Annotated in this window: 11 protein-coding genes; all 11 read right to left on the bottom strand. The window is 25.5% G+C overall.

Going from position 1 to position 19,011, the window contains the following annotated elements; genetic code table 4:
- Nucleotides 1–43: 43 nt before the first annotated feature.
- Nucleotides 44–2,977, bottom strand: a complete 2,934-nt coding sequence (locus ACLFO7_RS00700; protein ID WP_412032433.1) for an EGFR-like transmembrane domain-containing protein — start codon at nucleotides 2,975–2,977, stop codon at nucleotides 44–46.
- A gap of 131 nt (nucleotides 2,978–3,108) precedes the next feature.
- The gene (locus ACLFO7_RS00695) at nucleotides 3,109–6,051 is read right to left on the bottom strand and encodes an EGFR-like transmembrane domain-containing protein (RefSeq protein WP_412032432.1); all 2,943 of its coding nucleotides are present in this window, start codon (nucleotides 6,049–6,051) and stop codon (nucleotides 3,109–3,111) included.
- 132 nt (nucleotides 6,052–6,183) lie between these two features.
- Complete coding sequence (locus ACLFO7_RS00690) at nucleotides 6,184–9,132, bottom strand: hypothetical protein (protein WP_412032431.1); 2,949 nt, start codon at nucleotides 9,130–9,132, stop codon at nucleotides 6,184–6,186.
- A gap of 158 nt (nucleotides 9,133–9,290) precedes the next feature.
- Entirely contained in the window at nucleotides 9,291–9,887 is a 597-nt protein-coding gene (locus ACLFO7_RS00685; RefSeq protein WP_412032430.1) for a hypothetical protein, read from the bottom strand.
- A gap of 71 nt (nucleotides 9,888–9,958) precedes the next feature.
- Entirely contained in the window at nucleotides 9,959–10,549 is a 591-nt protein-coding gene (locus tag ACLFO7_RS00680) for a hypothetical protein (protein ID WP_412032429.1), read from the bottom strand.
- Nucleotides 10,530–10,853 carry a YlxM family DNA-binding protein gene (ylxM, locus tag ACLFO7_RS00675; RefSeq protein WP_412032428.1) on the bottom strand — a complete coding sequence of 108 codons (324 nt, stop codon included), beginning with the start codon at nucleotides 10,851–10,853 and terminating at the stop codon, nucleotides 10,530–10,532. The genes ACLFO7_RS00680 and ylxM overlap by 20 nt, the downstream gene beginning before the upstream one ends.
- Nucleotides 10,853–11,899: a signal recognition particle-docking protein FtsY gene (gene ftsY / locus ACLFO7_RS00670; RefSeq protein ID WP_412032427.1), complete on the bottom strand. Its 1,047-nt coding sequence runs from the start codon at nucleotides 11,897–11,899 to the stop codon at nucleotides 10,853–10,855. The genes ylxM and ftsY overlap by 1 nt, the downstream gene beginning before the upstream one ends.
- A gap of 29 nt (nucleotides 11,900–11,928) precedes the next feature.
- On the bottom strand, nucleotides 11,929–14,892 hold the full coding sequence (locus ACLFO7_RS00665; protein WP_412032426.1) for an AAA family ATPase: 2,964 nt from the start codon (nucleotides 14,890–14,892) through the stop codon (nucleotides 11,929–11,931).
- Nucleotides 14,893–15,069: 177 nt separating this feature from the next.
- Complete coding sequence (locus ACLFO7_RS00660; RefSeq protein WP_412032425.1) at nucleotides 15,070–15,396, bottom strand: thioredoxin family protein; 327 nt, start codon at nucleotides 15,394–15,396, stop codon at nucleotides 15,070–15,072.
- Between the two features lie 115 nt (nucleotides 15,397–15,511).
- On the bottom strand, nucleotides 15,512–16,033 hold the full coding sequence (locus ACLFO7_RS00655; RefSeq protein WP_412032424.1) for an adenine phosphoribosyltransferase: 522 nt from the start codon (nucleotides 16,031–16,033) through the stop codon (nucleotides 15,512–15,514).
- A gap of 9 nt (nucleotides 16,034–16,042) precedes the next feature.
- The gene (locus tag ACLFO7_RS00650) at nucleotides 16,043–18,931 is read right to left on the bottom strand and encodes a hypothetical protein (RefSeq protein ID WP_412032423.1); all 2,889 of its coding nucleotides are present in this window, start codon (nucleotides 18,929–18,931) and stop codon (nucleotides 16,043–16,045) included.
- Nucleotides 18,932–19,011 lie beyond the last annotated feature (80 nt).

The following is a 19,011-nucleotide window of genomic DNA, read 5'->3' as shown; positions in this document are numbered from 1 at the left end:
AAAAAAATCTATCCTATAAACTAAGGATAGATTTTTAAGTTTATTATTTCAATAGTCTTCTAATTCTATTACGTCTAAAAATATATAGAGTAATTGCTGTTGAAACAATTATTACACCTAATATTGAAGTAACAATTGCAATAATCATGTTACGTTCTCTAATTGCTTTAAATTTAGGAGCTCAATCTAAAGTAAAATTCTTTGTTTCTGATACACTTGAATATTCTTTACTTTGAGCAAAAACAGTAAATACAAATTTTTCTCCATCTCAAGTAAAACTTTGAATTGTAACACTATCATTATTATTTGGATTTTCTTGATTCAATTTATACCCTTTAATATCCAAAGCAGAAATTATATCATCTGTTGATATTGCTGAATCAACATCATATTTTTGAATAACTCTTTTTGCCTTAGCACTATTTGGATCTAATGTTATTCCATATAACTCCCCAATTGGTAACATACCAGAATATCTTTGAGATATTTTAAATTCTTTAAGTCCAAACATATCCTTGTATGCATATCTTAATTTTGTAGGATCTGTTTTATCTCCAGAATAATCAAGAGTAACAATAAATGAACCATATTCATTATCAAGTGATGTCATTTTTTCAATAGAAATTTTTGGAACATATCCCATTCTTGATAACTTAGTATCATAAATTTGTCCAAGTTGGTTTGCTTGCACTTGGTTTGCTACAGTATTTTTTAAATCATTATATGCACCTATTGAAGTAATATCCTTAATTGTAGTATTTTGAAAAATTTGATTAACTGGTTTATTTTTAACCTCTGATCCTTGTCAATTAATATTTGCTTGAGAAGAAGTTGTAAATCCTGTATAAGTTTGAATAAACTTATTTGGAATTTTATTTGCATCAATAATTCCATAAGTTAATTCTATTGTTAATGTACCAGCACTATCATCATATGTACTAATCATGTTTCTATGACTTGGCACATATGATTCTTCTTTTTCTAAAAATAATGGCAATTGATCTCAAGAAATCATTGAAGGTAAATATTTTTGCATATCTTTAACAGCAGCATTTGAAACATTATCCATTGATATAGAATCATTTGGTTTTGATGGTTGATTTTGTGTAGTACCAGTTGCATTTCCAACCCCACCATAAAATTTAATAGAATAATTTCCAGTTGATGGAGTTATTGTATAAGTTTTTTCTTGTAAGGTATAACTTACAAAATTATTATGTCTATCTGTATAAGACACCACACCTTGTAATGTAATTTGACCATTTGTATCAACTCTATTAGTAATTACAACATTTTTACTTACATTCTTAAAATTATTTCCCTCCTGAATTCCTGTTGTTGTAATAAGACCTGATCATTTGTTTAAATCAGATTCCACTAATTGAGATGGAGTATATTTTCCAAACTGTGTAGAAAATTGTCTATCATCTGCTCATTTTACTAAATCAGATAATTTTTTTGGTTTAACACTTACTTTTGAATCATATACTGCTTTTACAATAGAAGTTGTTTTTTGTTGATTACTATATCAAGCACTTTTTGTTAAAGTTGCTCTAACAATCAATTCACCAGTTAAATCATTTGCTTTAAAAGTAACTTGATTACCAACTAATGCATCAGCATTAGTTGAAGAAAAATCATTAGCTGTAACAATTGATGGCACATTTGCAACAAACTTAGATTGTGAAGATGCTTTCAATTGTATACCAGGTTTAAGAATAGAATAATCAGAATTCTCTACCCTTTTTTCTCTCATACCTGTTATATATGAATTTTCACTAGAAGTAATTCATAATGTGTCTTGTGAATATAATTTTTCCATTCCAAATTCAATATTTTGTGACTTTCCAGTTTCAGCTACACCAAAAATTTGAACATTATTATTAGAATTATTAACAATATTTTGCAAAGTTGTGTTATTTGAACTATTCAATTCTGTATGCACTATAAAATTATTATTGTAATTTATAGTATAAATTTTTGTTTCACCAAATGTCTTAAAATAAACTGTATCATTTTCATCCATGAATGCAGAATTTATTCAATTATTATTATTTGTATGACCTGATGCAATAGTAACTTCACTTATTGATGAATTGGCCATACTTGTTTTATTTAATATAACTGAATATGCTTTTTTATCTACAATAATCAAAGGAGAAGTTGTATTCTTACTTCTTTGAAATGAATAAGTTGCAAAATCCTTGTATGTTGTAGCACTAGAAAGACCACTAACAGTTGTTTCAGTTGAACTATTAATTTTCTTTAAATTATCATCTATAAATTTAAGAGTTATTGTGTCATTATTAAATTGGTTTGAATCTATTACACTTTTATTTGAGAAAACACCAACATTGTATCCAACAGCTATTGGTAAAATATCAACCAAATAACCTGCTTCTGCTTTCACACCAGTTGTTGCAATTTGTTTTAATGTGTTTCTATCAATTTGGACAGCATCTGGTGCTTCTTGTGTAGAATTTCATACATATAATGAATTATTAAACGAAATTGTTGCAAGTCTATTTGATCCATCTTTAACACCACTTGATGTTTTACTTGCTCTACCTGCGATTGACCCTGTTGTACTAATAATTTTTATGATAAAAGATTTATCTGTAATTAAATACAATCAGTCATGTGAATCCATATAATTTCAATCAACAATTTTAGTTGAATTATCAGTTGTATCTAATTCGCTTACACTATATTCCCAATTAATGTTGCCGTATCAATCCATACTAACAACTTTTGATCCATTGTCCTTTAATAAAATTGGTCCATTTACATTTGTAATTGTTTCCATATTTCCTTGAGAATAGTAATTTGTATATGTTGCAGCATTTCTATTTACTGCATCAAAATCATTTATTAAAGTTTTATTATTATTGCTTGCTAAAATAGCAAGAGATGGCACAACAATAGATGTAACACCTATTGCTGCACTTATAAATGTCATTCGCTTTTTTAATTTCATACCCCACCTAACAAATATTAAAATTTGTTTTTTTACATTTATGATTATATTTTTATAAATTATCAAATGCAACTTTTGACAAAAATAAATAAAAATCTATCCTATAAACTAAGGATAGATTTTTAAGTTTATTATTTCAATAGTCTTCTAATTCTATTACGTCTGAAAATATATAGAGTAATTGCTGTTGAAACAATTATTACACCTAATATTGAAGTAACAATTGCAATAATCATGTTACGTTCTCTAATTGCTTTAAATTTAGGAGCTCAATCTAAAGTAAAATTCTTTGTTTCTGATACACTTGAATATTCTTTACTTTGAGCAAAAACAGTAAATACAAATTTTTCTCCATCTCAAGTAAAACTTTGAATTGTAACACTATCATTATTATTTGGATTTTCTTGATTCAATTTATACCCTTTAATATCCAAAGCAGAAATTATATCATCTGTTGATATTGCTGAATCAACATCATATTTTTGAATAACTCTTTTTGCCTTAGCACTATTTGGATCTAATGTTATTCCATATAACTCACCAATTGGTAACATACCAGAATATCTTTGAGATATTTTAAAGTTTGTAAGTCCAAACATATTCTTATATGCTTGTTTTAATTTTGTAGGATCTGTTTTATCTCCAGAATAATCAAGAGTAACAATGAATGAGCCATATTCGTTATCAAGTGATGTCATTTTTTCAATAGAAATTTTTGGAACATATCCCATTCTTGATAACTTAGTATCATAAATTTGTCCAAGTTGGTTTGCTTGCACTTGGTTTGCTACAGTATTTTTTAAATCATTATATGCACCTATTGAAGTAATATCCTTAATTGTAGTATCTTGAAAAATTTGATTAACTGGTTTATTTTTAACATCTGATCCTTGTCAATTAATATTAGCTTGAGAAGAAGTTGTAAATCCTGTATAAGTTTGAATAAACTTATTTGGAATAGTGTTAGCATCAATAATTCCATAAGTTAATTCTATTGTTAATGTACCAGCACTATCATCATATGTACTAATCATGTTTCTATGACTTGGCACATATGATTCTTCTTTTTCTAAAAATAATGGCAATTGATCTCAAGAAATCATTGATGGTAAATATTTTTGCAAATCTTTAACAGCAGCATTTGAAACATTATCCATTGATATAGAATCATTTGGTTTTGATGCAACATTTTGTGTAGTACCTATTGCATCTTTTGTTGATCCATAAAACTTAATTGCATATTTACCAGTTGATTTTGAAATAGTATATTCTTGTTGATTAAGTGTGTAACTTACATAATTATTTAATCTATCAGTGTAAGATACAACTCCTTGTAATTTAATTTTACCTTGAGTATCATCTCTACTTATAATTACTACATTTGTACTAAGATTTTTAAAATTTGCACCTTCTTGTATACCTGTTGTAGTAATTAATCCAGATCATTTATTCAAATCTGATTCAACTAATTGAGCAGGAGTATATTTTCCAAATTGAGAATAAAATCTATTTTGATCTGCTCATTTAACTAAATCAGCTAATTTTTTTGGTTTGGGATTTGTTTGACTATTATATGTTACAGTAACAATTGAAGTTGTTTTTTGAGAACTATTATATCAAGCACTTTTTGTTAAAATGGCTCTAACAGTTAGTTCACCTTTTAAATCATTTGCTTTGAAAGTAACTTGGTTTCCAATTAAAGGGTCTGCATTTGTTGACACAAAATCATTTGCTGTTGCAATTGAAGGAACATTAGATTGAAATCTATCTTGAGAAGTTGACTTAATTTGAATACCAGGTTTTATAGATGAATAATCTGAGCTATCTATTCTTTTACTTTTCATTCCTGTTATATATGTATTTTCACTAGAAGTAATTAACATAAGATCTTGTGAATATAATCTTTTTGCACCAAATTCAATATTTTCTGGTTTACCAGTTTCAGCAACACCAAAAATTTGAACATTATTAGTTGCTTGTTTAACAATATTTTGTAATGTTGTATTACTTGATGAATTTAATTCTGTATGGATTACAAAATTATTATTGTAATCAATTGAATATATTTTTGATTCACCATATGTTTTAAAATAAATGGTATCATTTTCATCCATAAATGCTGAATTAACTAAATTTTGATTTGTTTGTTGACCATTAGCTATGTTAATTAAATTAATTGATGAATTTGACATATCAGTTTTATTTAAATTTATTGAATAAGCATTTTTGTCAACAATAATCAAAGGAGAGTTTGTATTTTTACTTCTTTGAAAAGAATATGTTGCAAAATCTTTATATGTTGTTCCACTTGAAAGACTTGCTACTGTTGTTTCATTTGAATTTGTTATTTTTTTTAAATTATCATCAATAAATTTTAATGTTATTGTGTGTCCACTTATTGAACTTGTATCAGAAACACTTTGATTAGAAAAAACTCCAATATTATAACCTACTGCTATAGGTAATATATCAACTAAATATGCTGTCTCTTCCACTTTTGGATTAACACTATCAACTTTTTTTAATGTGTTTCTATCAATTTGAACAGCAGTTGGTTTTTGTTCTGTAGAATTTCATACATATAAAGAATTATTAAATAGAATTGTAGCAAGTCTATTAGCTCCTGTAGGGACACCACTAACAGATTGACTTGCTCTACCAGCAATTGAACCTGTTGTACTAATAATTTTTACAATGAATGAAGTATCTGTAATTAAGTATAATCAATCATGAGAATCCATATAGTTTCAACTAACAATTTTTGTTGATCCATTAGGATCTAATTCAGATACACTATATTCTCAATTAATATTTCCATATCAATCCATATTAACAATTTTTGACCCATTATCTTTTAATACAATTGGACCATTAACATTAGTAATTGTTGACAAGTTACCTTGAGAATAATAATGTTGAGTTCCTATTGTAACATTATTTTGATTTTTTTCATTGATATCATTAGCCAAATTATTAATATTATTTGTATTTGATAAAAATATAATTGATGGTATAGCAACTGTTGTTAAACTAATAGTTGCACTTAATAAAGCAATTTGTTTTTTTAAATTCATATTTTCCTCCAATTATAAAATCTATTTGTTTTAAATATGTATGCATTATATTCTTGTAAAATATCAATTGCAACTATTGAGGAAATATATTAAAAAAAATCTATCCAACTAAATGGATAGATTTTTAGATTATTATTTCAATAATCTTCTAATTCTATTACGTCTAAGAATATATAAAGTAATTGCTGTTGAGACAATTGAAACACCTAAAATTGATACAACAATTGCAATAATCATGTTACGCTCTCTAATTGCTTTAAATTTAGGAGCTCAATCTAAAGTAAATTTCTCTGTTGTAGAAACAGTGGTATATTCTTTACTTTGAGCAAAAACAGTAAATACAAATTTTTCACCGTCTCAAGTAAAACTTTGAATAGTAACACTATCATTATCAGCAGAATTTTCTTGATCTAATTTATATCCTTTGATATCTAAAGTAGAAATTATATCACTAGTAGATATTGTTGAATCAACATCATATTTTTCAATAACTCTTTTTGCTTTAGCACTATTTTGGTCTAATGTTATTCCATATAATTCACCAATTGGCAGCATACCAGAATATCTTTGAGATATTTTAAAATCCTTAAGACCAAACATATTTTTATATGCTTGTTTTAGTTTTGTAGGATCTGTTTTATCTCCAGAGTAATCCAATGTAACAACAAAAGTACCATATTCATTATCAGATGCTGTCATTTTATCAATTGAAATTGTAGGCACAAATCCCATTCTAGCTAATTTAGTGTCATAAATTTGTCCAAGTTGATTAGCTTGAACTTGATTTGCTACAGTATTTTTTAAATCATTGTAAGCACCAATTGTAGTAATATCTCTAATGTCTTCATCTTTGTAAACTTGTTTTATAGGATTATCATCTTTCACTTGATCACCTTGTCAATTAATATTTGCTTGAGACTCAGTTGTAAATCCAGTATAAGTTTGAATAAACTTATTTGGAATAGTATTAGCATCAATAATTCCATAAGTTAATTCTATAGTTAATGTTCCTGTTTTATCATCATATGTACTAACCATATTTCTATGACTTGGAACATATGACTCTTCTTTTTCTAAAAATAATGGTAACTGATCTCAAGAAATCATTGAAGGTAAATATTTTTGCATATCTTTAACAGTTGCATTATTAACATCACCTATATTAATTTCTGGATTTGGTTTAGGTTGTTCAGTTTGTCTTGTACCAGTCGCATTTGCTGTTGCACCATAAAATTTAATAGCATATTGACCAGTTGATTTTGCAATAGTATATGTTCTTGGTTGTAAAGTATAGCTTACAAAATTATTTAATTTATCTGTATAAGAAACAACACCTTGTAATGTAATTTGCCCTTGTGCATCTTTTCTATCTGTAATTACAACATTAGTTGATAAATTTTTAAAATTTGGACCTTCTTGTATACCAGTAGTAACAATTAATCCTTTTCATTTATTTAAATCTGATTCAACTAATTGAGCAGGTGTATATTTCTCAAATTGAGTAAAAAAAGCTCTATCTTCTGCTCATTTAACCAAATCTGATAATTTTTTTGGTTTTGTTGATGTACTACTATTATATTTTGCAGTTACTATTGAAGTTGTTTTTTGTTTATTATCATATCAAGCAGATTTTGTTAAAGTAGCTTTAACTGTCAATTCACCAGTTAAATCATTTGCTTTAAATGTAACATTATTACCAACTATTGCATCAGCATTATTTGAAACAAAATCTGTAGCAGTCACAATTGATGGCACATTTGCTATAAATTTATCAATTGATGATGACTTTAAACTAATACTTGGTTTAATAGTTGAATAATCACTTGAATCAACTTTTTTACTTTTCATTCCTGTAATATAAGTATTTTCACTAGAAGTAATTAACATTAAGTCTTGACTATATAATTTTTTCATTCCAAATTGATTATTTTGTTCCTTACCAGATTCTGCTACTCCAAATATTTGAACATTATTATCTGTATTTTTTACAATATTTTGCAACACAGTATTGTTATTACTATCTAAGTTTGTATGTACAGTTACTGAGTTATTATAACTTACTGAATAAATATTTGCTTCACCAAAGGTTTTAAAATACACTGTATCATTTTCATCCATAAAAGCTGAATTAATTCATTTATTATTTGCAGTACTACCAGTTGCAACAGTTAACTTAGTTATAGAAGAACTTGCCATACTTGTTTTATTTAAAGTTACTGAATATGCAAATTTATCTACAAGAATTAATGGAGAAGTTGTATTCGTGCTTCTTTGAAAAGAATATGTAGCAAAATCTTTATATGTTGTTCCTGTTGTTAAATCAGATGAGTTTATTGTAGTAGTTGGCGAACTTGATATTTGATTTAAATTATCATCTATAAATTTAAGAGTTATTGTGTGTCCATTAATTGCAGTAGTATCTTGTACAGCTGCACTTGAAAAAACTCCAATATTATAACCAACTGCAATTGGTAAAATGTCAACTAAATAACCAGTTGCTGTTGGATTTGTTGCAAGTGAAACTTTTTTTAATGTGTTTCTATCAATTTGTACAGCTTGTGGATTATTAGTTGTAGAATTTCATACATATAAAGAATTATTAAAAGAAATTGTAGCAAGTCTATTAGCGCCTTCTGGAACTTGACTTGTTGTTTTACTTGATCTACCAGCAATTGACCCTGTTGTACTAATAATTTTTATGATAAAAGACTTGTCTGTAATTAAATACAGTCAATCATGAGAATCCATATAGTTTCAATCAACAATTTTAGTTGACTTATCAGTTGTGTCTAATTCAGATACACTATATTCTCAATTAATATTTCCATATCAATCCATACTAACAACTTTTTGACCATTGTCTTTCAACAAAATTGGTCCATTTAAATTTGTGATAGTTTCCATATTCCCTTGAGAATAATAATTTGTATATGCTGCAGCATTTCTATTTCCTATTCCTACTACATTGTTATTAATAGCAATATTGTTATTAGAATTAACAGACATAAAAACTGTTGGCACCATAATAGTTGTTATACCTATTGCAGCGCTCAATAGTGTTATACGTTTTTTTAAGTTCATAAATCACTCCTAGAAATGATTGTAATATAGTCATTAACCTACATGTATAATTATAACTTTTTGATTTAACAATAACAATACCCCCATAAATTTATTTATAAAGTGTGTATATACTGATAATAAAAAACTACCTTTACATTAAATAGGTAGTTTAAATTTTAGTTATTTTGTTTATTTTGATTATTATGGATTATTGTTTTAACATTAAGATAAACTTTAAAATTATCTATTAATCATTGTGTAATTTTTTCTTCTAAAATTATTTCTTTTATTTCACTAAATTTATCTTTATTATTTAAAAACTCATTTATAGAATTATTTGTAGCTTTATAGTAATTATCCAAATATTGTTTAGCTTGTGCATCGTCAACTTTAATATTTTTTTCAGCTGAAATAACTTCAAAAACCAATCCTTTAGTTATTAATTTTTCTGAAATATCTGTAATCTTATTCTGATCTGATTCATTAAATTGTTGTGCAAATCTTGTTTTAAAAGCATTAACTTCACTTTGATCAAACTGAATTTTAAAATTACTAACAATATATTGCATAATCAAATTAAAAGTATTTTCTTTAATAATAATCTGATCAATTTGACTTCTGATTAAATCATCAGATGCTTTTGGATATATTTGTTTTATTCTTGATGCATGCATTTCAAGCATCTTAGGATCTGCAAATAATTGTTCAATATAAAATGTTTTTGCATAATCAATATTTGATATTTTTTGAATTTTTGATTTAAATTTTGACATAACTTACCCTTTATATCTTTTATAAATTATATTATTAAATAGCACTAGAAAGAAAAAAATATCAACTAAAGTTAATGAGACTCATTAAATGTTAAAAAATCATAATTTAATGAATCTAATGTAATTTCTTCTTTACTAAGATTTATTATTTTGTTTGATATTTTTTGAAATTCTTTTAAATCAAAATTAATTTTTAATGTATCAGAGCATATAGCTACACAAAAAAAGTCATCTAAAAAAGCTACTTCACCAAACTTTGAATCACTAAAAATAACAACTGTGTTATCTGGTGATATATCTTGTTCATCTTCAATATAGACAACATCATCGATTGAAGCATCAACATCTAATACTTGATTTGAAGATGTTTTTTTTAAAACAAACTTAATATTATTTTCTCGAATTTTAATTTTGTAATTTTTTAAGAAATCCTTTATGTTATTTCTTTGACAATTATTACCACAGAAAGAATTATTGCTAGAATCTAATTTTTCAACTTGATCAACAATAAAGTAAATATTTGTATCCTTGTCATTTTCATTAATTGATAAAATAAATTTTGCTAATGACTCAAAAGTATCATCATGTTTATTATTAGTCATAACAAATTCTGACATTATACTTGGGATTCCAAAAATAATATTATTTATGTTTTTGTCCATGGTTAAAAACCTCAGTGTTTAATAATTGTTTAAATATTTTATTATCTATATTCATTTTTTTATAAATTTTCATTCTTTCTTTATATGACTTAATAAGGTGCAATTTTGAATCATAATGCTCAAGTTCTAAAATTGCTTTTTTAATACTATCATATATTGCATTTTTTGAAATTGAATGTTTATTACCTATTTCTAAAAATGTTAAATCACAAAAATAATAATCATATAGATAATCATATTGTTTGTCAGTTAATAATGATCCATAAAAGTCCATCAGTAAACTGAGTCTACCTATATCTTTCATTATAATTTAATTTCCTTAGTTATACCAATAATAAATTTTTCTAAATCAAAAGGTGAAAGATCATCTAACTTTTCTCCAAGACCAATATATTTAACTGGTATATTGAAATTATCTTTAATTGATAAAACTATTCCACCTTTTGAAGTACCATCCATTTTTGCTAAAATTATTCCACTAACATTAGTGATTTCTTTAAAAGCTTTTGCTTGATTAATACCTGATTGTCCAGTAGTTGCATCTAACACCAATAATACTTCATGTGGTGCATTTGGATCAAATTTTTTAATATTATTATTAATTTTTTCAAGTTCTTTCATTAGATTGATTTTATTATTTAGTCTTCCAGATGTATCACACAATATTACATCATATTTTTCTTTATAACCCTTATCTAAACCTTTATAAATAACAGCGTCAGGACTAAGGCCTTGCTTGTCTGGAATGACAATATCAACAGATAATTTTTCAGCTCATATCTTTAACTGCTCAATTGCACCAGCTCTAAATGTATCACCAGCAACTAAAAGAATTTTTTTCTTTTCTTTTTTAAACTTATTTGCTATTTTTGCAATTGATGTTGTTTTTCCAACGCCATTTACTCCTGTAACCAATATTACATTTGTTCTATTATTTTGAACATTAAAAAAAGTGTTTACATTAGTATCTTGAATATAATATGTAAATAATTTATCTACAATAATTTCTCTAATTAATTTTGGGTCTTTTACATTTTGAAAATTAATTTCATCTTTTATTGCATCCAATATTTTGGTAGTTGCAATAACACCAACATCATAAGAAATTAATATTTCTTCTATACTCTCATACAAAGATTCATCAATTTCTTTATATTTTTTAGAAATTTCAGCAATAGCTTTTGATAAATTCGAAGAAGACTTTTTTAATCCATCATCAAATTTCTTTTGTGATTGAACTTCTTGATTTATATAGACATTGGCTTTATTTTCAATGTTTTTTTCCTCTATTTTTTCTGAAAGAGATTTTTTTCCCTTTATTTTGTCAACTAACTTTTTCCAAAAACCCATATTTTTCTCCAAACAATAATATATTATTTTTATTCAGCATCCGGTTTATCATTTGCATAATTTTTAATTGCATCTGATAATGTGACATGAATCATAGTAGTTACACCTTTAGTTAACATTGTTGCACCATATAACTTATCACATTTTTCCATTGTTAATGGACGATGTGTAATAACTAAAAATTGTGTTTCATTACTAAATGCATGAATAATATTAGCAAATCTCTCTACATTAGAAGGATCTAATGCTGATTCACCTTCATCTAAAATAACTAATGGAAATGAACTAATTTTTAATATGGAGAATAAAACAGATAAAGCAACTAAAGTCTTTTCTCCACCTGATAATGCAAATAATGAATTAATGTGTTTTCCTGGTGGACATGCTTTTACTTCAATTCCTGAAGTTAGAATATTATTGGGATCTGTGTACTCAATTCTACAATCTCCTCCACCAAATAAGTATTTAAATGTTTTTGGCAATTCTTCATTAATTTTATTTATTGTATTTGAAAAATCTTCATGAGCTTTTTTATCAAGTTCTGAAATAGAATTTAATAAATCATCTTTTGCCTCTGCAATTTCTAATTCTTCAGCTTTCATTTTGTCATAACGCTCAGATTTTTCTTTTAATTCATTAATTGCATCCATATTCATATTGCCCATATAACCAATTTCTTTATTTAATTTTTCTATCTTTTGTCTTGCAACATTATCAGAAATTGTCAAAGGTTCACTATATGATTCAATAGCAGTTTCTATTGTCATTTTATATGTATCATTTAATTTATTTTTTGCATTATCAATAATATTTATATTTTTTAGTTCTTTCTTATCAAATTCAAGAATAATATCTTTGTTTTTGTCTATTGCTTTTCTTGTTAAGTCTATAGTTTCTTCGATCTCATATATTTTTTTCTTTAAAAGCTTTTTATTATTCTGATTAGCATACAAATCATTTTCAACTTTTTCTTTTGTATTTAATAATAGGTTTAATTTTTCATTTATCAAAGTAAATTCACTTTTATTTCCTTCTAATGGCTCATATGCTTTTTTAGAAAGTTTTTCATATTCTAATTTATACTTTATCATCTCAGTTTCTAAATTTTTTATTTGATCATCAAACTTAAAAATATTAGCTTTTCTTTCAGCAATTTTATTTCTAAGTTCCATTGAAGCTAAATCATTTTCTTTTAACTTTATTCTTAGTTTATTGATTTGTGCTTCTTCTGATTCAATAACTTTTTTTACTTCTTTAATTCTTGTTTCTAAACCTATAAATCCATCATTTGCCAATTTAGTATAACCACCAGTAATAGAACCTTGTGGATTTATAATTTGACCATCTAATGTAATGATTTTATATAAAGAAAAAGTATATTTTGAAATCTCACTTGCTGCCTCTAATGTAGTTGCTATTACTATTCTACCTAAAATTGAATCTATAACAGGTTGTATCTTTTTTTCAAGTTTTAATATCAAATTTGAAGCAACACCCACAAACCCATCAATATGTTGCATAATTTCTAAATGCTCTGGCTTAATTAATTTTGGCTTCATTTCATACACTGGCATAAATGTAGTAACACCAGCTTTATTATTTACCAAAAAATCAATACATCTTCTTGCATCTCTTATTGTATTAACTACTATATTTTGAACATTTTTTCCTAATGCTATTGTTATTGCTTGAGCATGCTCAGGATCACATTTTATAAAATCCATTACAGAACCTAAAATTCCAGTTAAAGCATCTTTATTATTTAATATAGCTTTAGATCCACCATCATGATTAGGTTTATTTCTTAATGTGTCTTCTAAATGAGTTAAATTAGTTTTATTAGTAACATTTTTTGTTGTTAAATCATAAATACTATTTGTAAAATCATTTCTATTTATATCTAATTCTACTAATTGATTGTTGAATATTTCAAATTCATTTTTATTTCTATCTAAAATTATTTTTTTTGAATTAATTTCTTTATCTAAATTAACTATAATTTCATATAGTGCATCTACTTTTGAAGAATAATCACTAGAATTTATGTCTAATTTTAAATCATTATCTATAATTGACTTTTCAATTTCTAACTTATTAATTTTGTTAATAATTTCATTTAATTCAAAAGAAAATTTTGATACTTTTATATCAGATTGTTCTAACTTATCTTTGTATATTATCAATTCTTCAATAAGAGCATTTAATTTTGGTTCTAAAGTTATATTTGAATTTCTTGATTCATTTAACATTTTAGAAACATAATCTAATTCTTTATTTGCAGCAACAACATCTTTTACAATAATTGATATTTCAAGTTTTGTTAATTCTTCTTTTTTTTCTTTATATTCTTTTACTTTAGATGCTTGAACTTCAAGTTTTTTAATGTCTCTTTGCAACTCTTTTGTTATATCTGTCAGTCTATCTAAATTAGTTTGAGTACGTTCAAGTTGTCTTAGTGTTTCTTCTTTTCTTCTAATATATAAACCAATTCCAGCTGCTTCTTCAAATATTGTTCTTCTATCTTCTGGTTTACTATCTGCAAATCAGTTAATTGTACCTTGTGAAATAATTCCCAATGATCCTTTTGATAAACCAGTGTCTACAAAAACATCTAACAAGTCTTTTAATCTAACTTGTTCTCCATTAATAAAATAGTCATTATTTCCATCACCTCTATATAATCTTCTTGTAACAGCAACTTCATCAAGATCTATATGCAATACTCTTGATGTATTGTCAAAAGTTAAAGTAACCTCTGCGAATTCACTTTTTGGTTTAGAATTAGATCCATGAAAAATAATATCATCACTTTTTTTACCACGTAATGATTTTATAGATTTTTCCCCCAACACTCATTTTATTGCATCTATTACATTTGATTTACCAGAACCATTTGGACCAACAATACCAATCATTGCACTATCAAAATTTAGTTTAGTCATATCAGCAAATGATTTAAAACCTTTTGCTTCAAACTTTTTTAAAAATATCATTCACAACTCCAAAACATCAATTAATTATTTAAGATTTTTGACATTATAAATTATATGTTATAAGTGGCAAAAAAGATTATCAATTGAAGCAATAGAATTTATAAATATGATTATAGTTAATTTAAATAAATTGTAATAATAAAATAAACTGATGTATTAAAACACCAGTTTATTTTATTAATTTTCATACTTTTTTATAATGTCTAGAATAAAATCTTTTGGTTTATAACCTACAAATCTTTCTACTTCTTTGCCTTTTCTAAAAAATACAACAGTTGGAACCATTTGTACATTATATTGAGCAACTATTTGTTCAGCTTCTGAATTATCAATATCAACATCAACAATTGTAATATGGCCATAATTGTTTGCAATATCTTCAAGTTCAGGAGCAATCATTTTACAAGGACCACATCATGTAGCACCAAATTTAACAATCGCTACTTGTGTTTGTTTTGTTAATTCCTCAAGATTTTTATCATTTCCAATTTCTAACTTACTCATAAATCTTCTCCTTATTAATCATTAACATAATATTATATGTTATATCACTTATTATAAAAAAGATAAGTTTTTTAAAATAAAACAACTTTATATAAAAAAGATGGTTTCCCATCTTTTATTTAAACTTTATTAATGAATAAACTTTTCCAATTAATCTCTGATCTTTAATTAATCCTTCAAGTTCAATTAAATACATGTGTGCAACAACCAAACTATCAAGTTGTTTTATCATTTCCTGAATAGCACATGATGTTCCCCCAGTTGCAAGTAAATCATCAACAATTAAAACCTTTGAATTTGGTTTAATATCATTCTTATGAATTTCAAGAATATTATGACCATATTCTAATTCATAATCAATTGATAATTTAGCTCTTGGTAATTTATTTGGCTTTCTAACCATGACAAATGGCTTGTTCAATTTTAAAGCTAATGGAACAGCAAACAAATAACCTCTTGATTCAGGAGCAACAATTACATCAAAATCAATTGATTGTAATAATTTAGCCATTTCATCAATAATAAAATTAATTTTTATAGGATCTAGAAACAAAGGTGTAATATCTCTAAAAACTATTCCTTTTTTTGGAAAATCATTAATACTTACAATTGCATTTTCTATATCACTTATTTTCATAAATATATCCTAATGAAACTTATTAATTCCTTCTATTAATTCTTCATCAACATCATCATCTTGTTTAAGATTAATTCTCTTATCAACATTTGCAACAATATTTTTCACATATCTTTGTCTAACGTATAAACTTATAAAATACATAAATGGAATTAATATGTAATTGAATATTATTGAAAGTACACTTCCTATTAAAATATACACAAATAGTCACATCATAGAATATGATCCAAAACCAATAAAAACTAAAGAGAATATTAATATAACAAAAGCAAAAATTATAACTAAGTTTTTAATATTGATAATATTTAATGAAATGAAACTTGTTAATTCATCCACTTTTGATATTTGTCTCTTATTGAAACGAGTTTTTGTAATAGATATATACATAAAACTTGTTAGAGCTGAAACAATAGAAATAAAAATACAAGAGTAGATAAATAATGAATCAATTGGTATTCATACTAAATAAATTATTGATATTGGAGCTAATGCACCTAAACAACTAACAATAAATCAAGGCAATACTGATAATAAATTCAGTCTAAATACTGCATAAACTGCAATAAATCCATAACCTAGCAATATTGCATATAGTCCTGATAAAGAAGTATTAATTGCATATAAAGGATCATTGATTAAAACTGAAACTGCATGTTGATTTACAATACTAGCCAAACTTGCATAAATATCATTTGCAGAAATATTTCCTGTAACTCTGAAATTATAAACTCCATTACTTACACCAATATATTCTCATTTCCCACCAGGCAATAAACTTAGTACATAATCTGGGTTATGAGCAATATCACCAGTAACTCCATTAGCAACATTAGTATTAATTAAAACTGTTGTTGCAATATTATAATATGAAGAATTATGCACACCTGTTGTAAGAACAAGTATTAAACCAATTAAAAATAATAAAAATGCAATAGTAATAAATGTTGGAAAAATAATTTTTTTATATTTAATTCCAAATTTATTAATCTTTTCAAAATTATATGAATAATTTTTATTACTATTAAATCATAAATATAATTTTGGATTTCATAATCATGTGTTATCTCTAATTAAAAAATTTGGCAATATATAATAAATTGCTACTGATGCAATTGTAACTAAAGAAACCAATATTAATACTAAACCAAAATCAATAATTTCACCCTTACCAACAAACACAAGTCCTAAACCTAAAAGTAATGGTAAAACATTAATATCAATGATAGTAAATAATGATTTTTTGAAAGTATTCATTAATGAATCAAAAACTGAATGCCTATCTTTAAATGATTTTCTCATCCGCTCAACAAACAGACAGACTGACATTGTACAGCACAATATTCCAACTAATAATCCAACAATGGTTGATATAGAAAAATTAATATTTAAAACAACCAACAATGAAGCAGAAAAGACTGAAGATGCAATAATTGCAAATGCTCCAAATATACCAGGTATTCTATATAAAACTGAAACAATTATTGCAATCATAATAACAACAATTCCCAGTGATAACATAGTTGATTCATATGCATCTAAACCAACTGTACCAGAATTTAAGAATGACTTATTAATTCAAGCACTTCCAGAAAATGGATATTGTCTTGCTGTTAAAGCATTATTAATGTATAAAGGTGCACTAACAACCATAGTTTTTAATCTATTAATTAAATCTGTTTGTTGTTGTTCAGTTGTTGAAGATTGCAAACTAATTTTTGTAATAAGTGGTGTTCCACCAGCTCTTGGTGAAACAGTATTATTATTTAATGATTTTTCATTATTATTGTTGTTTGAATCTCCATTATCTGTACTTCCATCATCTTTATTACTACCAATAACAGCAGAATCTGGAAACCAATCATTATAATTGTCATAAGTAATTGTTCCCAATATATTTTTATCAACAATAGTTTTTAATGATGAATCACCATTAGCTTCAGCACTTGCTCTTGTAGTTGAACTTGATTCACTACTAGAACTTGAAGCAGCCATTTTGTAATAGTATAAAAGATTATCTCTTGTAATAGGGTCATTTGATCCAGTGCCAGTTGAAGCAGCAGATGCTCAAGTTTGATATTCTGTAGGAAGAGTATTAAAATTAAATAATTCATTTTCTGTTGGATTATTCTTCACTCTTAAACCCAAATATTTTGCATATCTCAATTTTGATACAAGACCATCAATATCTTGAAAAACAATTCATTCTAGTTTTGTTGTTGAAGAAGCTTCTTTTTGTTCATTAAACTTATCAATTGATAAAGGATCTGAATTCTTTATATTAAAAGTAACACCATAATTTGTTGTAGCATTATTTGTAGCTAATTTTGAACGACTGTCTTTTGCAACAGTATTTAAATCTATATAATCTTGTGTAATAACACTTGAATACATTAAATTATTATTTGTATAAGAACCCAATGTTTTTGGAATTTTAGTGTCTGTTCCTTCAGGATTATATTGTTGTATTTCTAATCTAGAACTATTATATGAATCTAAGGCAATAAAAGTTGGATTTTGATTAACTTTTTTTTCTCCTTGATATTCAATAGTACTCACATTTAATCTTTCAGTGTAAATATAACCAAGATTTGATTTTATATCAGTTCCTTCTTTTAACTCATATTCAACTGATTTCACATTGACATTTTGTGATAACAATCAATTAGTAAAAGATTCAGAAGAACTTTTTAACATACTAATTTGTTCTTCTTTGCTATTAGCATTACTTATGTCTAATTGAAATGACATAAAGAAGCTATCACCAAAAGAACCTTTTTGTGTGTTGTTTTTGCCAATATTAATAGAACCAAAAACCATAGCAACAATAGAAGCTATGAATAAAAATGTTATTAACAGAAATTTATATATTTTATTTTGATTCTTTTTAAATTGCATAATACCATATTATTATACAACATTACACAATTGTAAATACAATAAACATAATTTTAAAAATGTTTAATAATAATATATAT

The sequence above is a fragment of the Malacoplasma muris genome (genome assembly GCF_046774425.1).
Taxonomy (GTDB): Bacteria; Bacillota_I; Bacilli_A; order Mycoplasmatales; family Mycoplasmoidaceae; genus Malacoplasma; species Malacoplasma muris.
This window is presented reverse-complemented; position numbering and strand designations above follow the sequence as displayed.